The sequence below is a fragment of the Burkholderia sp. AU27893 genome, assembly GCF_002223205.1.
Lineage (GTDB): Bacteria > Pseudomonadota > Gammaproteobacteria > Burkholderiales > Burkholderiaceae > Burkholderia.
The window spans coordinates 1,161,418-1,177,933 of sequence record NZ_NKFD01000004.1 but is presented as its reverse complement, the minus strand read 5'-3'; the positions used below and the strand labels follow the sequence as shown (position 1 = coordinate 1,177,933).

The 16,516-nt window shown below is 65.6% G+C and carries 12 protein-coding genes and 1 pseudogene; 6 read left to right on the top strand and 7 right to left on the bottom strand.

What is annotated here, in order from left to right; genetic code table 11:
- Positions 1–159 precede the first annotated feature (159 nt).
- Positions 160–1,467: a shikimate transporter gene (shiA, locus tag CFB47_RS25170; RefSeq protein WP_089462647.1), complete on the bottom strand. Its 1,308-nt coding sequence runs from the start codon at positions 1,465–1,467 to the stop codon at positions 160–162.
- A gap of 358 nt (positions 1,468–1,825) precedes the next feature.
- Here shiA and CFB47_RS25160 point away from each other — a divergent pair, with 358 nt between their 5' ends.
- The gene (locus CFB47_RS25160) at positions 1,826–2,953 is read left to right on the top strand and encodes a 4-hydroxyphenylpyruvate dioxygenase family protein (protein ID WP_089462646.1); all 1,128 of its coding nucleotides are present in this window, start codon (positions 1,826–1,828) and stop codon (positions 2,951–2,953) included.
- Between the two features lie 81 nt (positions 2,954–3,034).
- Here the strand turns inward: CFB47_RS25160 and CFB47_RS25155 are convergent, their stop codons facing one another.
- On the bottom strand, positions 3,035–4,270 hold the full coding sequence (locus CFB47_RS25155) for an NADH:flavin oxidoreductase (RefSeq protein WP_089462645.1): 1,236 nt from the start codon (positions 4,268–4,270) through the stop codon (positions 3,035–3,037).
- A gap of 218 nt (positions 4,271–4,488) precedes the next feature.
- Between CFB47_RS25155 and CFB47_RS25150 the strand changes: the two genes are divergently transcribed.
- The gene (locus CFB47_RS25150; RefSeq protein ID WP_089458979.1) at positions 4,489–5,718 is read left to right on the top strand and encodes a DUF2252 family protein; all 1,230 of its coding nucleotides are present in this window, start codon (positions 4,489–4,491) and stop codon (positions 5,716–5,718) included.
- A gap of 26 nt (positions 5,719–5,744) precedes the next feature.
- Here CFB47_RS25150 and CFB47_RS25145 read toward each other — a convergent pair.
- A pseudogene (locus CFB47_RS25145) lies at positions 5,745–5,966 on the bottom strand (type II toxin-antitoxin system HipA family toxin); the annotation flags it as partial.
- Between CFB47_RS25145 and CFB47_RS40680 the strand changes: the two are divergent.
- Positions 5,892–6,134, top strand: coding sequence for a hypothetical protein (locus CFB47_RS40680; protein ID WP_105749947.1), 243 nt, complete (start codon positions 5,892–5,894; stop codon positions 6,132–6,134). The pseudogene CFB47_RS25145 and the gene CFB47_RS40680 sit on opposite strands and share 75 nt — an antisense overlap.
- Before the next feature lie 26 nt (positions 6,135–6,160).
- Here the strand turns inward: CFB47_RS40680 and ribBA are convergent, their stop codons facing one another.
- Both ribBA and CFB47_RS25135 read right to left on the bottom strand, forming a co-directional pair.
- Positions 6,161–7,285, bottom strand: a complete 1,125-nt coding sequence (ribBA, locus tag CFB47_RS25140) for a bifunctional 3,4-dihydroxy-2-butanone-4-phosphate synthase/GTP cyclohydrolase II (protein WP_089462644.1) — start codon at positions 7,283–7,285, stop codon at positions 6,161–6,163.
- On the bottom strand, positions 7,282–8,220 hold the full coding sequence (locus CFB47_RS25135; protein ID WP_089462643.1) for an alpha/beta hydrolase: 939 nt from the start codon (positions 8,218–8,220) through the stop codon (positions 7,282–7,284). Before CFB47_RS25135 ends, ribBA begins: the two co-directional genes overlap by 4 nt.
- A 281-nt stretch (positions 8,221–8,501) precedes the next feature.
- Between CFB47_RS25135 and CFB47_RS25130 the strand changes: the two genes are divergently transcribed.
- Positions 8,502–9,692, top strand: a complete 1,191-nt coding sequence (locus CFB47_RS25130) for a LuxR family transcriptional regulator (RefSeq protein ID WP_069251570.1) — start codon at positions 8,502–8,504, stop codon at positions 9,690–9,692.
- A gap of 182 nt (positions 9,693–9,874) precedes the next feature.
- Here CFB47_RS25130 and CFB47_RS25125 read toward each other — a convergent pair whose 3' ends face one another.
- Complete coding sequence (locus CFB47_RS25125; protein WP_089462642.1) at positions 9,875–10,540, bottom strand: cation diffusion facilitator family transporter; 666 nt, start codon at positions 10,538–10,540, stop codon at positions 9,875–9,877.
- 253 nt (positions 10,541–10,793) lie between these two features.
- A complete protein-coding gene (locus CFB47_RS25120; RefSeq protein WP_089463542.1) occupies positions 10,794–11,978 on the bottom strand; it encodes a thiolase family protein in 1,185 nt (394 codons plus the stop codon).
- Between the two features lie 1,015 nt (positions 11,979–12,993).
- Here CFB47_RS25120 and CFB47_RS42150 point away from each other — a divergent pair.
- Both CFB47_RS42150 and CFB47_RS25115 read left to right on the top strand, forming a co-directional pair.
- Positions 12,994–13,290, top strand: coding sequence for an NAD(P)H-binding protein (locus tag CFB47_RS42150; RefSeq protein WP_143330892.1), 297 nt, complete (start codon positions 12,994–12,996; stop codon positions 13,288–13,290).
- Between the two features lie 216 nt (positions 13,291–13,506).
- The gene (locus CFB47_RS25115; protein ID WP_089462641.1) at positions 13,507–15,738 is read left to right on the top strand and encodes an alpha/beta hydrolase domain-containing protein; all 2,232 of its coding nucleotides are present in this window, start codon (positions 13,507–13,509) and stop codon (positions 15,736–15,738) included.
- Positions 15,739–16,516 lie beyond the last annotated feature (778 nt).

Genomic DNA, 16,516 nt, shown 5'->3' with positions numbered 1-16,516 from the left:
GGCGTGGAATGTTCAGAGGGGAAAAGGGGGAATCGACGCGTGTAACTGACAGTGTTTGACGTCGTGCGCCCGAACGCGACGCAGCGGCGCCGTTGCAGGTCATCGTCGAGCCACGCGGGATGGCCGGCCGCGCATCGGGCCGGCCATCCGGTCAGGGTGTTACTGCGCCGCCCGCATCCGCGCAGCGACCACCAGCGAGATCAGGCAGCCCACCGCGAGATAACCGGCGACGAGGTGCCACGAGCCGCCGGCGACGCTGACGAGGCCGACCGCGATGAACGGCGTGAACCCGCCGCCGACCACGCTCGCGAACTGGTAGCCGACGCCCGCGCCGCTGTAGCGGTACTCGGCGCCGAACAACTCGGTAAACAGCGGCTGCTGGACGCTCACGACCATGTCGTGCGCGGCGTTCGCGAGCAGGATCGAGAAGATCACGATCCACGCGACCGACCGCGCTTCCAGCGCGACGAAGAACGGCACCGCGGACGCCAGGCCGATCAGCGCGCCGATCAGGTAGATGCGGCGCAGGCCGTAGCGGTCGGCCAGCCACGCGAAGCACGGGATCGTCACGCAGCTCACCGCGCCCACCAGCAGGCCGATGTTCAGGAACAGGTCGCGCGACATGCCGAGGTTCGTCGTCGAATAGCTGAGCGCGAACGCGGTGACGATATACATCGTGAACAGTTCGGCCAGGCGCAGCGCGATGATCAGCAGGAATGCCTTCGGATGGCGCGTGAGCGCTTCCAGCACCGGCAGGCGCAGCTTGCGGTTGCCGTGTTCGACTTTCTCGACGAACTCCTGCGATTCGTCCATGTTCTTGCGCACCCACAGCCCGATCAGCACGAGCACGATGCTGAACACGAACGGCAGGCGCCAGCCCCACGACTTGAACGCGGCCTCGCCGAGCGTGTGGCTCAGGATCGACACGATGCCCGTGGCCAGCACGAGGCCGACGCCGTAGCCGACCTGCACGCCGCTGCTGTAGAACGCCCTCTTCTGCTTCGGCGCGCTTTCGACGGCCATCAGCGCCGCGCCGCCCCATTCGCCGCCGACCGCGAAACCCTGGATCGCGCGCATCAGCACCAGCAGCACGGGCGCCCACCAGCCGATCGTCGAGAACGCCGGCAGCAGGCCGATCGCGACCGTCGACAGCCCCATCAGCATCACGGTCAGCACCAGCATCCGCTTGCGGCCGAGCCGGTCGCCGTAGTGGCCGAACACGACGCCGCCGAGCGGCCGGAACAGGAAGCCGACGCCGAAGGTCGCGAACGCCGCGAGCGTGCCCATCGTCGGGCTCACTTTCGGGAAGAACTCGGAATTGAATACGAGCGCGGCGACGATCCCGTACAGCAGGAAGTCGTACCAGTCGACGACGGCGCCGACGAAGCTGCCGATCGCGGCCTTGCGGGCCTGGCTGCGCGCGCGGGCGCCGGCTGCGGCGTCGAGGGTGTCGAAGGTTGGGGTCATGGCGATGTCTCCTGGCACAGCGCATCGTGGAATCGTGGCGGCGCCGCGTCCGATGCTGCATTGAAGTCGATGAGTGAACGGAGAATAGGGCGCGCGCCGCACGGCGGCAATTGGCCAATCGGACAGAGTGCGCGATTATCGTTCAAATCCGTGCGATTATCGAACGATTTTCGGGTTTGCACTAGGCGGCGTGACGATATCCCGTTTGGCCAGGGTGTGCCGCCGTGAACGAACTGGTTAAAATTGGCGGCATTGAAAACTCGCCCGTTCGGGGCGGGATGCCCGGTCGCCACGCTGGCCGCGCCTTCCGCACGCATCGGGCGCCATCCCCATCGACCGCATGCCCCCGGAGACTGGAATGCCCGGCAATTCCCCCCCCCTGTCCAGCGATACGCCGCCCGTTGCCGATCCGGCTGCCAATCCGCTCGGGATGGCCGGCCTCGAGTTCGTCGAATTCGCGGCGCCCGTGCCGGAAGCGCTCGCGCAGCGCTTCGAGCAGCTCGGCTTCAAGGCGATCGCACGGCACGTCAGCAAGAACGTCACGCTGTACCGGCAAGGGCAGATGCACTTCCTGATCAACGCCGAGCCCGATTCGTTCGCCGCGCGCTACGCGGAGGAATATGGAATGGGTGTCTGTGCGATCGGGCTGCGCGTGGCCAGCGCCCGGCGCGCGTTCGAGCGGGCGATCGAGCTTGGCGCGTGGGCGTTCGAGGGCGAGAAGGTCGGCGTCGGCGAGCTGAAGATTCCGGCGATCCAGGGCATCGGCGATTCACACCTCTATTTCGTCGACCGCTGGCGCGGACGCGACGGCCAGCGCGGCGGCGTCGGCGATATTTCGATCTTCGACATCGATTTCCGGCCGATCGACATCGCAACCGCGCATACCGACCTCGACTGCGTGGGTGTCGGGCTGCAGCAGGTCGATCATTTCACGCAGACCGTCGGCGCAGGGCGCATGCAGGAGTGGCTGGATTTCTACCACGACCTGCTGCATTTTCGCGAGATCCACGAAATCGACGCGCACTGGCACGTGTCGGAGGAATCGCGCGTGATGGTGTCGCCGTGCGGCGCGGTGCGGATTCCGGTCTATGAGGAAGGCACGCGGCGCACCCAACTGATGCATGCGTACCTGCCCGACCACCCCGGCGAGGGCGTGCAGCACGTCGCGCTGGCCACCGACGACATCCTGTCCTGCGTCGATGCGCTGCGGGCGAACGGCGTCGAATTCGTCGAGCCGCCGGCCCGCTATTACGACGACGTCGACGCACGGCTGCCGGGGCACGGCGTTGACCTCGGCGCGCTGCGCCGTCGCGCGGTGCTGGTCGACGGCGAGATCGGCAGCGACGGCGTGCCGCGCCTGTTCTTCCAGACCTTTGTCAAACGCCGGCCCGGCGAGATCTTCTTCGAAATCGTGCAGCGCAAGGGGCACCACGGGTTCGGGGAAGGGAATCTCGCGGCACTCGCCCGCGCGCGCGACGCCGGCTGAGCGGCCGCGGCGCCCGCATCAGGCATCAGGCATCAGGCATCGGGCGTCAGGCGTCGGGCATCACGCGTTACACGTCAAGCCTCACGCGCCAGCGGCCGGCACGCGGTTCGGAGCGGGGTCATTCGGTTCGCGCAGCACGCACGCGGTGCCGCCCGGCGTGTACATCGACACGACACAGCGGTTGCACGACGTGCAGCCCGACTGCGCGAGCCGGCCGTCGCGCAGCCCGTTGACGAAATCCGGCTCGAACACGAGCGCGCGTGCGAGCGCCACCGCGTCGAACCCTTCGCGCATCGCCCGCTCGACGTTCGCGCGTGAACGCACGCCGCCGAGGTAAGCGAGCGGCATCCTGACGGCCGCGCGCACCTTCCTCGAGTGCTCGAGGAAATACATCTCCCGAAACGCACCCATCTTCGGCTCGGTGAGCTTCTGCAGCGCCATTGCCGCGCGCACGATCACGTTGTCGGCATTCGCGCGCGCATCGCCGGGCAACGGGCTGCCGAACAACTGCCACACCGATTCGACGTTCATCCCGCCACTGAGCACGAGCAGGTGCGCGCCTTCGGCTTCGAGCCGCCGCGCGACTTCGCAAGCGTCGTCGGTCGTACCGCCGCCGCGCACGCCTTCGGTCACGCCGAGCTTGCAGACGACGGCGAGGTCGCGGCCCACCGCATCGAGCACGCGGCGCAGCACCTCGACCGGGAACGCGGCACGCCGCGCCGCGTCGCCGCCATATGCATCGCGGCGGCGGTTGTACAGCGGCGACAGGAACTGGCTGAGCAGATAGCCGTGCCCCATGTGGATCTCGACTGCATCGAAGCCGGCGTCGCGCGCATGGCGTGCGGCCTGCGCGAATTCATCGGCGATGAGCGACATCTGGTCGCGCGTCATCGCCTGCTTCAGGAAGCGGCCGCTCATCACGCCGACCTTGTTGAAGCCGCCCGACGCGCTCAATGGCCGTTTGGTCGACAGCGACGGCAAGAACGTGAAGCATCCGCCGTGCGTGATCTGCGCGGATGCGGCGGCGCCGTGGCGATGGACGGCGTCGGTCAGCGCGCGGAACTGGCGGACCGTCGGCGCGTCGAGCCGCGCCTGGTCGACGAAGGTGCGGCCGTCGTCGCTGATCGCGCAGTACGCGACGGTCGTCAGCGCGGCGCCCCCTTCGGCGATGCGTTCGTGAAACCGGACGAGCGCGCGCGACGGCACACCGTTCGGCGTCATGCCCTCGTTGGTGGCGGACTTGATCAGGCGGTTGCGCAGCGTCAGCGGGCCGATCTGCAGCGGGCTGAACGCGGGGGACGGTTCGGTGGGTTCCATGTCGGGGAGACGTCGGGAATGGGTTCGACGGTCATTGTGCGCAACCCGCACCGGCGCGCATCGTCCAGGTGGATGGCCCCGATCGGGCCGAATGAAGCATGAGACGGCAAGCCGGGAGTTCGGGCATCGGCGACGCGGCCGGTTTGCAGAAAGGCACCGATCGATGGCATCGTGACGAAGCGGCATGCCGCACACGACAGGAACATCCGGAGAACCGCATGAGCAGCCAGTCACAACCGAAGCAGAAACAAAAGCAGAAGCGCATGCCGAAACCCGCCGGGCGCCAGGCGATCCTGACCGAACAGCGCCGCCGGAAGATGGCGCGTTCACCTCACGCGTACGTGCGCGGCAATACGGCGCGTTTCTACGAATGGCTCGTCGAAACCAACGGCAGCGCACTGCCGCACGGGCCGTCGATCTGGATCTGCGGCGACTGCCATACCGGCAATCTCGGCCCGGTCGCGAACAGCGAAGGGAAGGTCGACGTGCAGATCCGGGATCTCGACCAGACGGTCATCGGCAATCCCGTTCACGACCTGATCCGCCTCGGGCTTTCGCTGGCGACGGCCGCGCGCGGGTCCGCACTGGCCGGCCTGACGATCGTGCACATGATGGAGGCGATGACGGCGGGTTATGCATCGGCATTCGGCAGTCGCAACGCGAAGCTGCCCGAACGGCCCGAGCCCGTGCACCTCGTGATGAAGCAGGCCATGCGCCGCTCGTGGCGGCAACTCGCGGTCGAGCGGATCGAAGGGCTCGCGCCGACGATTCCGCTTGGCCGTCGCTTCTGGCCGCTGAGTGCGAAGGAGTCCCGTGCGATCGGCAAGCTGTTCGGCGACGAGGCGATCGCGACACTCGCGACGAGCCTCAAGGGCCGCAAGGACGGGGGCAAGGTCGACGTGCTCGACGCGGCGTACTGGGTGAAGGGCTGCAGTTCGCTGGGACGGCTGCGCTACGCGGTGCTGCTCGACATCGACGGCGACGTGAGCGACGGCGACGACCTGTGTCTGATGGACATCAAGGAGGGCGTGACGGCCGCTGCACCGCGTGACGAAACGGCCACGATGCCGCGCGACAACGCCGAGCGCGTCGTGGAAGGCGCACGGCATCTGTCGCCGGCCCTCGGCGAGCGGATGCGGGCCGCGCGCCTGCTCGACCGCGCGGTCGTGATCCGCGAACTGCTGCCGCAGGACCTGAAGCTCGACATCGATCTGCTCGCCGAGGACGATGCCCGTGACGTCGCGCGCTATCTCGGTGCGGTGGTCGGCGCGGCCCACGCGCGCCAGATGGACAAGCCGACACGCGCGGCGTGGCGCACCGAACTCGGCCGCAACCGCGCGAAGACGATCGATGCGCCGATGTGGCTGTGGAACAGCATCGTCCAGCTCGTGAGCAGCCATGAGGCGGGGTATCTGGAGCATTGCCGGCGCTTCGCCGCCGGCGCGTAGCGTATCGCCGCGGGCGACGGCCGAGGCTACCCGGCCGCGCCCAGCTTGCGGGCCTGCCGTCGCATGCCATCGAAGATCGCATCCGCCACGTCCGCGGGCAACTCCGCCGGGATCTGCGCTGCAGCCCCGGCGATCGCGGGTTCCGTGCGCGCAACGACGGCTGCCATCGCGGCATGCATGTCGTCTTCGTCGTCTTCGGTCAGGCCGACGCGCCGGCCCTGCGCGATCCAGTGCCGTGGCTCGATCTCGTCGCCCTATGCGCGCCGAGCCGTGCTCAGCACCTTGAAGCGCCGCTCGATGCCGGCTCCGACGGGGAAGCACGATTGCTGCGGGACGCCGGACGGGCGGCAGGCGTTGTCAAAATACAAACCAAAGACCGTATCCGCCAAAAACAAGCGATAGCCTGTCAGGCGTAAAGCCGCCCCCATCCCGCGTCGACACCTCACGCCGCCCGCAGCGGATTCGCCTGCACGCTCCGTGCGCTTTCCGGATCGTCGTCGCCGAGCGGAATGAACGCCATGATCTCGAGGTCGTGCCCCGACAGCGCCGGCAGCCGGAACGGGCTCGACAGCACGTTCAGCCGCCGCACGCCGAGTTCGCGCAGGATCTGCGAGCCGATCCCCGTCACGCGTCCGTCGCGGCGCGCATGGCCGGTCGGCATCCGCAATGCGTCGCCACGCATGTCGCAGTCGAGCAGCACCGCCACTCCGCAGCCGGCCGCGTCGATCCGTTGCAGCGCGGCGTGCAGCGGCCACGAATGCGCGGACGGCTCCGCATCGAGCAGGTCGAGCAGCGAATGGCATTCGTGCACGCGCGTCAGCACCGGCGTCGACGGATCGGGCTCGCCGCGCACGAGCGCGAGATGCGGCGCGCCGTGCACGGTGTCGCGATACTCGATCGCGCGGAATCGGCCCCAGGGCGTATGCAACGGCCGCTCGCCGACGCGTTCGACGAGCGATTCGTGTTCGCGCCGGTAATGGATCAGGTCGGCGATCGTGCCGATCTTTAGCCCGTGATGCGCGGCGAACGCCTTCAGCTCGGGCAGCCGCGCCATCGTGCCGTCGTCGTTCATCACCTCGCAGATCACCGACGCGGGCGTGAGCCCCGCGAGCGCCGCGAGATCGCAGCCGGCCTCGGTGTGTCCCGCACGCACGAGCACGCCCCCCGGGCGCGCGGCGATCGGGAACACGTGGCCGGGCTGCACGAGGTCGTGCGGGCGGGCGCCGGCCCGCACCGCCGCACGGATCGTGTGGGCGCGATCGGCCGCCGAAATGCCGGTCGTCACGCCTTCGGCCGCCTCGATGCTGACGGTGAACGCGGTGCCGAACGGCGTGCCGTTACGATCGGCCATCGGCGGCAGCTTCAGCTGTTCGCAGCGCTCGGCGGTCAGCGTGAGGCAGATCAGCCCGCGCCCGAAGCGCGCCATGAAATTGATCGCGTCGGGCGTGACGTGATCGGCCGCGATCACGAGATCGCCTTCGTTCTCACGATCCTCTTCGTCGACGAGCAGGACCATCCGGCCCGCGCGCAGTTCGTCGACGATCTCCAGCGTGCCGGCGAGCGTCATCGTGCCTCCGTCACATCGAACGCGCGGCGCAGCGCATCGGCGCCGAAGGTCAGCGCGCGGTCGGCGGCATCGATCGCGCCGAGCATGCTCGCGAAACCGTGAAGCTGGCCCGGCCAGCGCACGAGCGTCACCGGGGTGCCGGCCTGCGCGAGACGCAGCGCATACGCTTCGGCCTCGTCGCGCAGCGGATCGAATTCGGCGCTGATGATCGTCGCCGGCGCCACGCTTGCGACGTCCGGCGCGGCGAGCGGGCTCGCGAGCGGCGACGCGCGATCGGCGCCGTCGTCGAAATAGTGGTGCTTGAACCAGCGCATCGCGTCCGCCGTCAGGAAATAGCCGTTGCCGAGCGTTTCGTACGACGGATGCTCGGTCGCGCAATCGACGACCGGATACAGCAGCAACTGGTGCGCGATCGCGATGCCCGAGCCGCGCAACTGCAGCGCGGCGACGGCCGCGAGATTGCCGCCGGCGCTGTCGCCGGCCACGGCGATCGCCCCGGCGCGCGCGCCGAGATCGCGCGCACTGGCGGCGGCCCAGCGCACCGCGTCGCATGCGTCGTGCGCGGCCGCCGGGAAGCGCGCCTCGGGCGCAAGCCGGTAGTCGACCGACAGCACGAGCGTGCGCGCCCGGGTGGCGAGGCTGCGGCACAGGTTCGCATGCGTATCGATTCCGCACGACACGAAGCCGCCGCCGTGGAAAAACACGGTCAGCGGCAACGGCCCATCGGCGGCGGGCCGATACAGCCGTGCGGACAACTGACGGCCCGACAGCGGAATCCGCCAGTCCTCTTCGGCGGCGACGGCATCGCCCGGGGCAAACGTGCCGCCGGCGGCAAGGCTCGCGCGATATGCGGGAACGGTCAGCTGCGCGAAATCGATCGCGGGTGCCTGGGCAAACGCGGCGAGCAGCGCCTGCGCCTGTGGGTCGAGCGGCATGGGGACTCCTGTCTGAATCGGATGCGTTTTGAATCAGGTAAACCCGTGTCGCGGTTTTCCCTGAGTCCGCGCCGGACGCTTGCCGGCACGGCCTGACGGGCATTCCAGCGCAGCGGGCAGGGCGCCACATCATCCGATCGGACGATGGTTCGTTCGCACGGATGGCCAATTCTCACCATTCAGTGAATCTCCCGATGACGCCGGAATTTAGACGCGTCTTAATCATGGCGGCGCGGTTGGGTCGCGCCGGAAACATGTCGTATGGAGGATGGAGCGTGCTGATGGAGACGAGATGGGCTCCGCAAGAGAGCCAGGCAACCAGTGACGAGGCCGACATCGGCGTCGCGGATTTCAGCGAACTGATGGCGCGCATCTACCAGGGGCCGCTGGAGACGCCGCCGTGGGCCGGCGCGCTCGAACTGGTCCGGCGCTGGCTGCAGGCGAACTACGTGACGCTGATCCTGCGCGCGGCCGCGAGCGACCGCCGCGCGCCGCTGTCCGTGCACGCGTCGGAATTCGGCCCGGTGGTGCCGGGCGACGGCGAGGCGTCGTACAACAACTACTACTATTCGCTCGACCCGTTCGTCGGCCTGCCGGCCGACCGCGTGGTCACGGTCGACGACGTATTCGGCGACACCGGCTGGCTGTCGAGCGAGTTGTACAAGCAGTTCCTGAAGCCGCAGGACGTGCGCTATATCCTCGGCGCCGACCTGCGCACGGCGTCGGGCGTCGAGTGCCGCTTCCGCGTGTGCCGCAACCATGCGTCGAAGCAGTTTTCCGCGCGCGACAAGGCGATCTGCGCGCTGCTGCTGCCGCACTTGAAACGCGCGGTGGAATTGCATTCGCGGCTCGACACGGCCGAGGTCGAACGCTCGATCTATGCGAATGCGATCAACCGGATGCAGATCGGCACGATCACGCTCGACGAGAACGGCACGATCATCGACCTGAACAGCGTGGCCGACGAGATCCTCAAGCAGAACAACGGTCTGACGATTGCGCGCGGCACGATCGAGGCGACCGATGCGCAGGAGAACCGCACGCTGAAACGGCTGATCCGCCATGCGGTGATGGGGCACCACGGCACGGCCGCGGCAACCGTCGAGGCGATGCCGATCACACGCAGCTTCGACAAGCCGCGCCTCGGGCTGCTGGTGCGCACGGTGCTACTGTCCGACTGGTCGGAGGACAACAAGCGGCGGCCTGCCGTCACGCTGTTCCTGCGCGATCCCGACCGCAAGCCGCAGGGCGCGCAGGAGATCATCCGCAAGCTGTTCGACCTGACGCCCGCCGAGACGTCGCTCGCGCTGCTGCTGACGAACGGGCTGACGCTCGAGGAAGCCGCGGAGGAATCGGGGATCAGCAAGAACACGGCGCGCACCCATCTGCGCGCGATCTTCTCGAAGACGGGTGTCACGCGCCAGGCGACGCTCGTGCGGATTCTGCTCGGGAGTGTCGTGCCGCTCGGGTAAGCGACCATCAAGGTCGATCCATCGGAACCGACCGCATTCGTCTGGCGATACATCGACAGGGGGCGACGTGTCGCGTATAGCACGATGAGGGCGGCGATCTCATGCAAAAGAGGCTCGCACCGCGCGAGCCTCTTCTTCATTCATCGCCGATAGCGGCTAATGCAGGTCGATGCCCGCTGCGTTCACGAACCGCGCGTCGACCGATCGGCCCATGCCGACAGCGCCGGCCACTGCGCACAGCCGCGCCGGATGAAACCCACACCCGTGCGGATCACGAGTGCGCCGATCGCCAGCGCGGCCAGATCGTCGAGACGACCGAAGCCGACCCATGCCGCGCTCATCGCGAGCGCCGCCAGCAACGACGACAGCGCATCGGTCCGCACATGCCAGCCGCTCGCCTCGAGCAGCGCGGAGCCGGTCTCGCGCGCCTTGCGCAGCATCCAGTGCGACAGCCCGGCCTTGCCGGCGAGCGTGAGCGCGACGAGCGGGAGCGTCGCCGCGCCCGGCTGCACGACGGGCGGCAGCGCGAACCGGTTCGTCGCATGCCAGATCATCTGCGCGCCGGTTACCACGAGCAACGCACCAAGGCCCACGAGCGCGAGCGGTTCGTAGGTCGGGCGCCGCGCCGGCGGCAGGCGTGCGTCGAGCCGGCACGCGACGAGAATCAACGCATCGGCCGCGAGATCGATCGCCGCGTGGGCGACGTCCGCGAGCAACCCCGACGAATGCGCGGACCACGCCGCGACCGTCTCCACAGTGAGCAGCAGCAGGTTGATCGCGAGGCTGACGGCGAGGGCGCGGGAGGTGGCCGCATAGACGTGGGGCGTGGCGCGCGACGTGCGCTGCATGGCGAATTCGTCTGTCGATAGCGTGGATCAGAGACCCGAACGCTACCGATCGACGGTGGCAGATCCGTGACAGCGGTGCAATCGCCAAAACCGTGCGTGATGCGTACGGAAGCGCCCGGGCCGCCCTCGCCAACACGGCGAGGCGCCGCCGCGAAGGTGGCCGGCTGGATCGTGTCTCGGGAACACTGCGCCGCGGACCTCGTCGTCCGCGGCCTTTCCCTTTCATCCGAATCGTCGATGCGTCCGCTTCGACTCAAAGCGCCTCGATCGCCAGCGCGATGCCCTGGCCGCCGCCTATGCACAGCGTGACGACGCCGCGCCTGATGCCGTCGCGCCGCATCGAATGGATCAGGCGGGTCGTCAGCACCGCACCCGTCGCCCCGATCGCATGGCCGTGCGCAATCGCGCCGCCTTCCACGTTGACGATCTCCTCGGCGATGCCGAGCTGGCCTGCCACCGCGATCGGCACGACTGCGAACGCTTCGTTGATCTCGAAACGCTCGACGTCGGCCAGCGTCCAGCCCGCCCGCTCCAGCGCGATCCTGACGGCCGGCACGGGGCCGAGCCCGAACATGCCGGGTTCGACGGCGGCGACGCCGAATGCAACGAGCCGCGCGCTCGGCGCAATGCCGTGCGCATCCGCGAATGCGCGATCCGCCACCAGCATCGCCGCCGCACCGCTGTTCAGGCCCGGTGCATTGCCCGCGGTAATCGTGCCATCCGGGCGGAACGCGGGCTTCAGCTTCGCGAGTGCTTCGAGCGTCGTGTCGGGGCGCGGCGTCTCGTCGCGCGCAAACGCGACGCGTGTCTTGCGCTGCAGGACGTCGACCGGCACGAGTTCGGCGTCGAACTTGCCGTCCGCCAGCGCGGTGGAAAAGCGCTGCTGCGAGCGGAGCGCCCAGCGATCCTGGCGATCGCGCGAGATGTCGAGCTGGCTCGCGAGATCCTCGGTATGCCAACCCGAATGCTGGTCGGAAAACGCATCGACAAGGCCGTCGCGCAGCATGCTGTCGCGGATCGGCGCGTCGCCCATCCGGTAACCCGAGCGTGCGCCATCGAGCAGGTACGGCGCACGCTCCATGCTTTCCATGCCGCCGGCAATCGCCGCATTCGCGTAGCCCAGCAGGATCTCCTGCGCGGCGTTGACGACCGCCTGCGCGCCGGAGCCGCAGACGCGGTTGACCGTGAGCGCCGGCACCTTGACCGGCAAGCCCGCACCGATGGCGGCCTGCCGGCCCGGATTCATCTTGTTGCCCGCCTGGATCACGTTGCCCAGCACGACCGTGTCGATCGCCGCGCCGTCTAGGCCGCTGCGCCGCAAGGTTTCGCGGATGGCGATCGCCCCGAGCTCGGTGGCCGGGGTGTCCTTCAGGGATCCGTTGAACGTACCGATCGGTGTCCGGACGGGGTGGCAGATGACGACTTCGCGTGTACTCATGTTGCGTTCCTGGATCGCGTTGCAAGCTGCGCGGACGAGTCGGTGGCGAACGGGTGCGCGCCGCGCCATTCGCGTCGCCGGTTCGATTGCGCCGCAATGCCGGCAGGACCGCCGGCGCGGTGCAATGCGGCTGCCTCCTGTGACGGAATTACGCGCCGCACTGTTAGCGAACGGTATCTATGCATATGCATACTGTCAACGGGGGCTTTGCGGAAGAGATTGAGGGGCAGGGCACGTGATCGGGGCGGGGCGTCGGCTTTCAATCTCGCAGTTTTTGCGCTGATTGCAGAGGCGTTTGGGGTGTGCTGGCGGGCTGGGAGGAATCGAGATGTCGTGTTGTGCTCGCCACGTCTGATTGCAGAATTTTGTGCGTTCATCAGACGGCTGCGAAATTTTGTAAATCACCCACTCTCAAGCTCAAGCGCCCGCTCGGCACAGGAGGCTCTCAGGGCGAGCGCCGTACTCGTAGATGACCGCCAGAAGGTGAGATACTCGGAACGTCGCGTGCGCGGAAAATACATCGAACTTTGCCGACTGCAGAAATGGTTGCGAAGCAAAAGCGTTTCTTGGGTGCTACCTATTTCAGTCGTGCAGATGGAGCGTCGATTTCGACTGGTTGCACGGGGACTCGGCGTCGATGCAGCTCGCATAGAGCAGGCCACACCGGACCTTCATGCTTGCGAGAGGATCGTCAGATGTAAGCTTAGTTGTGGAGATCATCCCATGTATGCCTTAAATGTTATTGAAAGCATCAAAGCGAGGGGCCCGCGTCGGAGATTGTGGCCATCGCTCGAAGTGCAAGCAACGCGACCAATCTTGGGGTAAATGTCCAGGAGGCTGCTACAAAGGTGTCGCAGCGTTGAAAGACGTCTTTGCCGGCGTTGACAAGCTGCTGTTGAATTCGTCAAGTTCGCTCGACAAGCAACCGGAGCACGCGAACGTATTGGCTGAGGCTAAGGACATAGGCGCTAAGCAAATTTAATATACGAGTTGCCTACACGGCGAGAGCTGGGGAATTCCTTTTATCCACGACCACCAGGTAACCGAGCAGTGGATAAAAGCTTCGGGGGCCGAATACACGATCCTGCGCAATGGCTGGTATTGGGATAACAATACGACCCGTTCACCAACTGCAGTACAGTACGGTTCTCTCGTCAGCAGTGCCGGTAATGTCGAGATCTCGTGGGCGTCGCGCCAGGATTTTGCTGACGCTGCGGTGGCAGTCATGACCGAAGCAGGTCACGAGGGCAAAACATATGAATTGGCCGGGGATAGAGCCTGCACTTTCATGGGATTTGGCTGCGAAAGATGAACGTCCGTGTGGCAAGCCGGTGAGCGATGTCGATCAGTCAGAGGTCGATTTCATCACCACGCTGCAGCAAGTTGGTTTGCCTGCACCGATGGCGTTACTGGTTGCCGATATCGAAGCGCACGGACGGCAGCCCATTCGAGAATGTTAGCGTGAGCAAGTCGGCGCTGTCGGTGCATTGGTATCAGGTTTAGATCAACATTAGTGAGATGACCAGAGATGAAAATCGGCGTAAGGCGGCCCTTGACCGCCACCGTTCTGCTCGCTGTAATCTTGGTGCCTGGCGTGGCCGCTTCACGGTCCGCGTCTCCCTCCATCAAGAATTTTGAAATACGTTCCGTTGTCCCAGCTTATGGTGGCGCAACACCGCCAGGCGCCGCTGGCCCATACGAAGTCGTTACCGCTATCGCGTATGGCGAGCTCGATCCGGACAGTCCGGAAAATAGTGCGATCGTCGATTTGCGCAATGCGCCGAGGCAGTCGAATGGTCGCGTTGCTTACAGCACGGATGTCGTGATCCTCCGCCCGATTCGTGCCGCGAATGCAAAACGCGTGTTGTTCTACGATGTATCTAATCGCGGTAACAAGCTGGCCATTCCGTCCTTCATTGGTGGCGGTGCGCTGACTGACTCAAAGCCACCACCCGCCACCTTTCCGTCGCTGTTGCGTGACGGGATAACGATCGTGTGGAGCGGATGGCAAGGGGACCTACCACAAACGGGTAATCCGGGCGTTGCCGCTTCGTCACCGATCGGCACGGTCTTTCCTACCGCGCGGCGCAGCGACGGTACGGCAATCACGGCGATGAGCCGGGAAGAATACATCGCGGACTATGCAGGCGGAGCAACGAATACCATTTCACTATCCTATCCGCCGGCTGATCCGGCAGACCACTCGAATGTCACGTTCACAGCGCGGCAATCTTGGCTTACCCACTACGGTTCCCGCACCCCCGGCGAGCAGAGTTATGCGGCGCCCTCTGTCATGGTCACTGACTGGCGTTATGTACAAGCGCCCGGTGGGCGCACGACTGTAGTCTTCACTCCGCCCGCTGTCGTACCAGGACCGTTGGGCAAGTCAGTGCGGCCGGATGCCGGCACTATTTATAATTTCGTCTACCGAGCGCGCGACCCGCGTGTCAACGGCATCGGCTTCGCTGCAGTGCGCGACTTGATCTCGTTCCTTCGCTACGACGATGTGGACGGTAAGGGCAATGCGAACCCGCTCGCCGACCTGAAGTTCGCAAGCTGCGTGACTGCATCATGCGCGACGCCCGCCACTAGCACGGTGGACGTTGCCATCGGCGAGGGGATTTCGCAGTCAGGTCGATTCCTGCGGGATTTCTTGTATCAGGGATTTAATCGTGACACTCGCGGACGCCGCGTATTCGACGGCATGATGCCGATAATCGCTGGAGCGCGTCGCACCTGGATCAACGAGAGTTTTTCTCAGCCTGGTCGCTGGTCGAAGCAACACGAAGATCATTGGCAACCTGGCGACCAGTTTCCGTTCGCCTACAACATCATCAGCGACCCTGTAGGCGGCCGTGCCGATGGCCTGCTAAAGAGTTGCACGGATACGAAAACTTGCCCGCTAATTATGCAGATCGATGGCGCCTTCGAATGGTGGGGGGCGCGGGCTTCGTTGGTAGTGACGGACGGGCACGGGCACGATCTTCAGCTACCATCGAACGTCCGCTATTACCTCGTGCCTGGCACCATGCACGGTGGTGGAATGGGCGTCGGCAACGGGCTCTTCACCGTCCCAGCGGTCGGCGACGTTTGCCGGCTCCCGTACAGCCCGGTTGCGGAAGCGCCGGTCCAGCGGGCTCTTATCCGGGCACTCATTGATTGGGTGGCAAAGGGCAAAACACCGCCCCCCTCGCAGTATCCAAATGTCGCAGATGGAACGGCCGTTGCGCCCAGTCGCGCTGCAACCGGCTTTCCCGATTTGAGCGATGTGATGGTGCCGAGCGCCGGCAAGCCCGTCAAGTTGCACCTCGCCGATATGGGCATGTACAACCAGCTCTTCGTCACAGACTACGATCGCGCTGCGCCTATCGTTGATCTCGACAAGCGTTACACAGCGCTGGTGCCAAAAGTTGATGCCAACGGTAACGAGGTGGCCGGCGTGCTCGTGCCCGATGTGAAGGTGCCGCTCGCAACCTTCACCGGATGGAACTTACGCGGAGAGGGACATGCGGTGGACGAGAGTTGCTTGTCGAACGGCGGGGCGATCCCTCTCGCCGTCAGCTCAACCGCGCAGTTCGGCGGCCGCGACAGCCGCGCCACACTCGCCATGTTGTATAAAGGGCGAGCTGACTACCGAGAGAAAGTTGCTGCTGCGGCCCAGGCACTTGTCCGTGAGGGATATCTGCTGCCGCTGGATGCGAAGAATGTTTTTGAGGCACAGGCACAGACCGTTTCGCCACTCCTAATCCCCAAACCCTAAACTAGCGTCTCAGGCTGACATAAGTGTGTTGAACGAAGCCGTCAAAGGACTGAGAAACGGTAGCGTGTAAGCCTTGCGCTACCGTCCTGACACACCGTTGTCTCCGGTTCCGGGTCACATCCGCAGCAAACTCGCGATGTACCCGGCACTCGTAGAAGGTTGCGTTGAGCCCTCGGACATCCCCGCTGCGGCACTGATTGCGCTTTTCCGCCGACAAAACGCTGAGCCTTGCAACGACAAGCTCCCGCCATTTGACGGGTTGTAGCATCCAGTTTGCCTCGGTTGTTGCCTGTCGCCGGACCCAATTTGATCTATTTGAAACGGCCCCAATTAGCCGCGCGTACGAACTGACTGCAGCTCTTGAGATCGAAATCGGACCGTTCGCCATAGCACTCTCGACCGTCCGTGGCGACACAAGCCTGTCACGCGTACTCCACAGGCGGCGCGGAGGCGCGGGTATCGCCTTTAAGGTACGGAAATACGGTGTCTGCAGCGCCCCGCACCCATCACATGCTGCTGTTCTGTCAGTCAGTTACAAACTTACGAAGGCGCCTGGCGCCCGTTGTCCATCAGATGACGTCATCTTCGCGCATGGCCTCGTTCCCATTTTTGGCTGGACGATGTGCCGCTGCGCCTTGCTGGGTAAGGTTTGGGCTGTACTCCATTCATCTGGAGAAGAAGGGCAGTTGCAAATTTGCGCACGCGGTGATTCTGTATGCGATGCCGAGCTCGAGTATCTCGACATTATAGAAATAATGTCAAATTAAAAGACGTGATG

Excerpts from the sequence above, each read along its gene's own strand:
- CFB47_RS40680 (WP_105749947.1), top strand. The coding sequence starts at position 5,892 with ATGCATGTCGTCTTCGTCGTCTTCGGTCAGGCCGACGCGCCGGCCCTG.
- CFB47_RS25125 (WP_089462642.1), bottom strand. The coding sequence starts at position 10,540 with ATGCAGCGCACGTCGCGCGCCACGCCCCACGTCTATGCGGCCACCTCC.
- ribBA (WP_089462644.1), bottom strand. The coding sequence starts at position 7,285 with ATGACGCTCGCCGGCACGCTGGAGATCGTCGACGAACTGCGCGCGGGC.
- CFB47_RS25130 (WP_069251570.1), top strand. The coding sequence starts at position 8,502 with ATGGAGACGAGATGGGCTCCGCAAGAGAGCCAGGCAACCAGTGACGAG.
- shiA (WP_089462647.1), bottom strand. The coding sequence starts at position 1,467 with ATGACCCCAACCTTCGACACCCTCGACGCCGCAGCCGGCGCCCGCGCG.
- CFB47_RS25150 (WP_089458979.1), top strand. The coding sequence starts at position 4,489 with ATGAGCAGCCAGTCACAACCGAAGCAGAAACAAAAGCAGAAGCGCATG.
- CFB47_RS25160 (WP_089462646.1), top strand. The coding sequence starts at position 1,826 with ATGCCCGGCAATTCCCCCCCCCTGTCCAGCGATACGCCGCCCGTTGCC.
- CFB47_RS25135 (WP_089462643.1), bottom strand. The coding sequence starts at position 8,220 with ATGCCGCTCGACCCACAGGCGCAGGCGCTGCTCGCCGCGTTTGCCCAG.
- CFB47_RS25115 (WP_089462641.1), top strand. The coding sequence starts at position 13,507 with ATGAAAATCGGCGTAAGGCGGCCCTTGACCGCCACCGTTCTGCTCGCT.
- CFB47_RS25120 (WP_089463542.1), bottom strand. The coding sequence starts at position 11,978 with ATGAGTACACGCGAAGTCGTCATCTGCCACCCCGTCCGGACACCGATC.
- CFB47_RS25155 (WP_089462645.1), bottom strand. The coding sequence starts at position 4,270 with ATGGAACCCACCGAACCGTCCCCCGCGTTCAGCCCGCTGCAGATCGGC.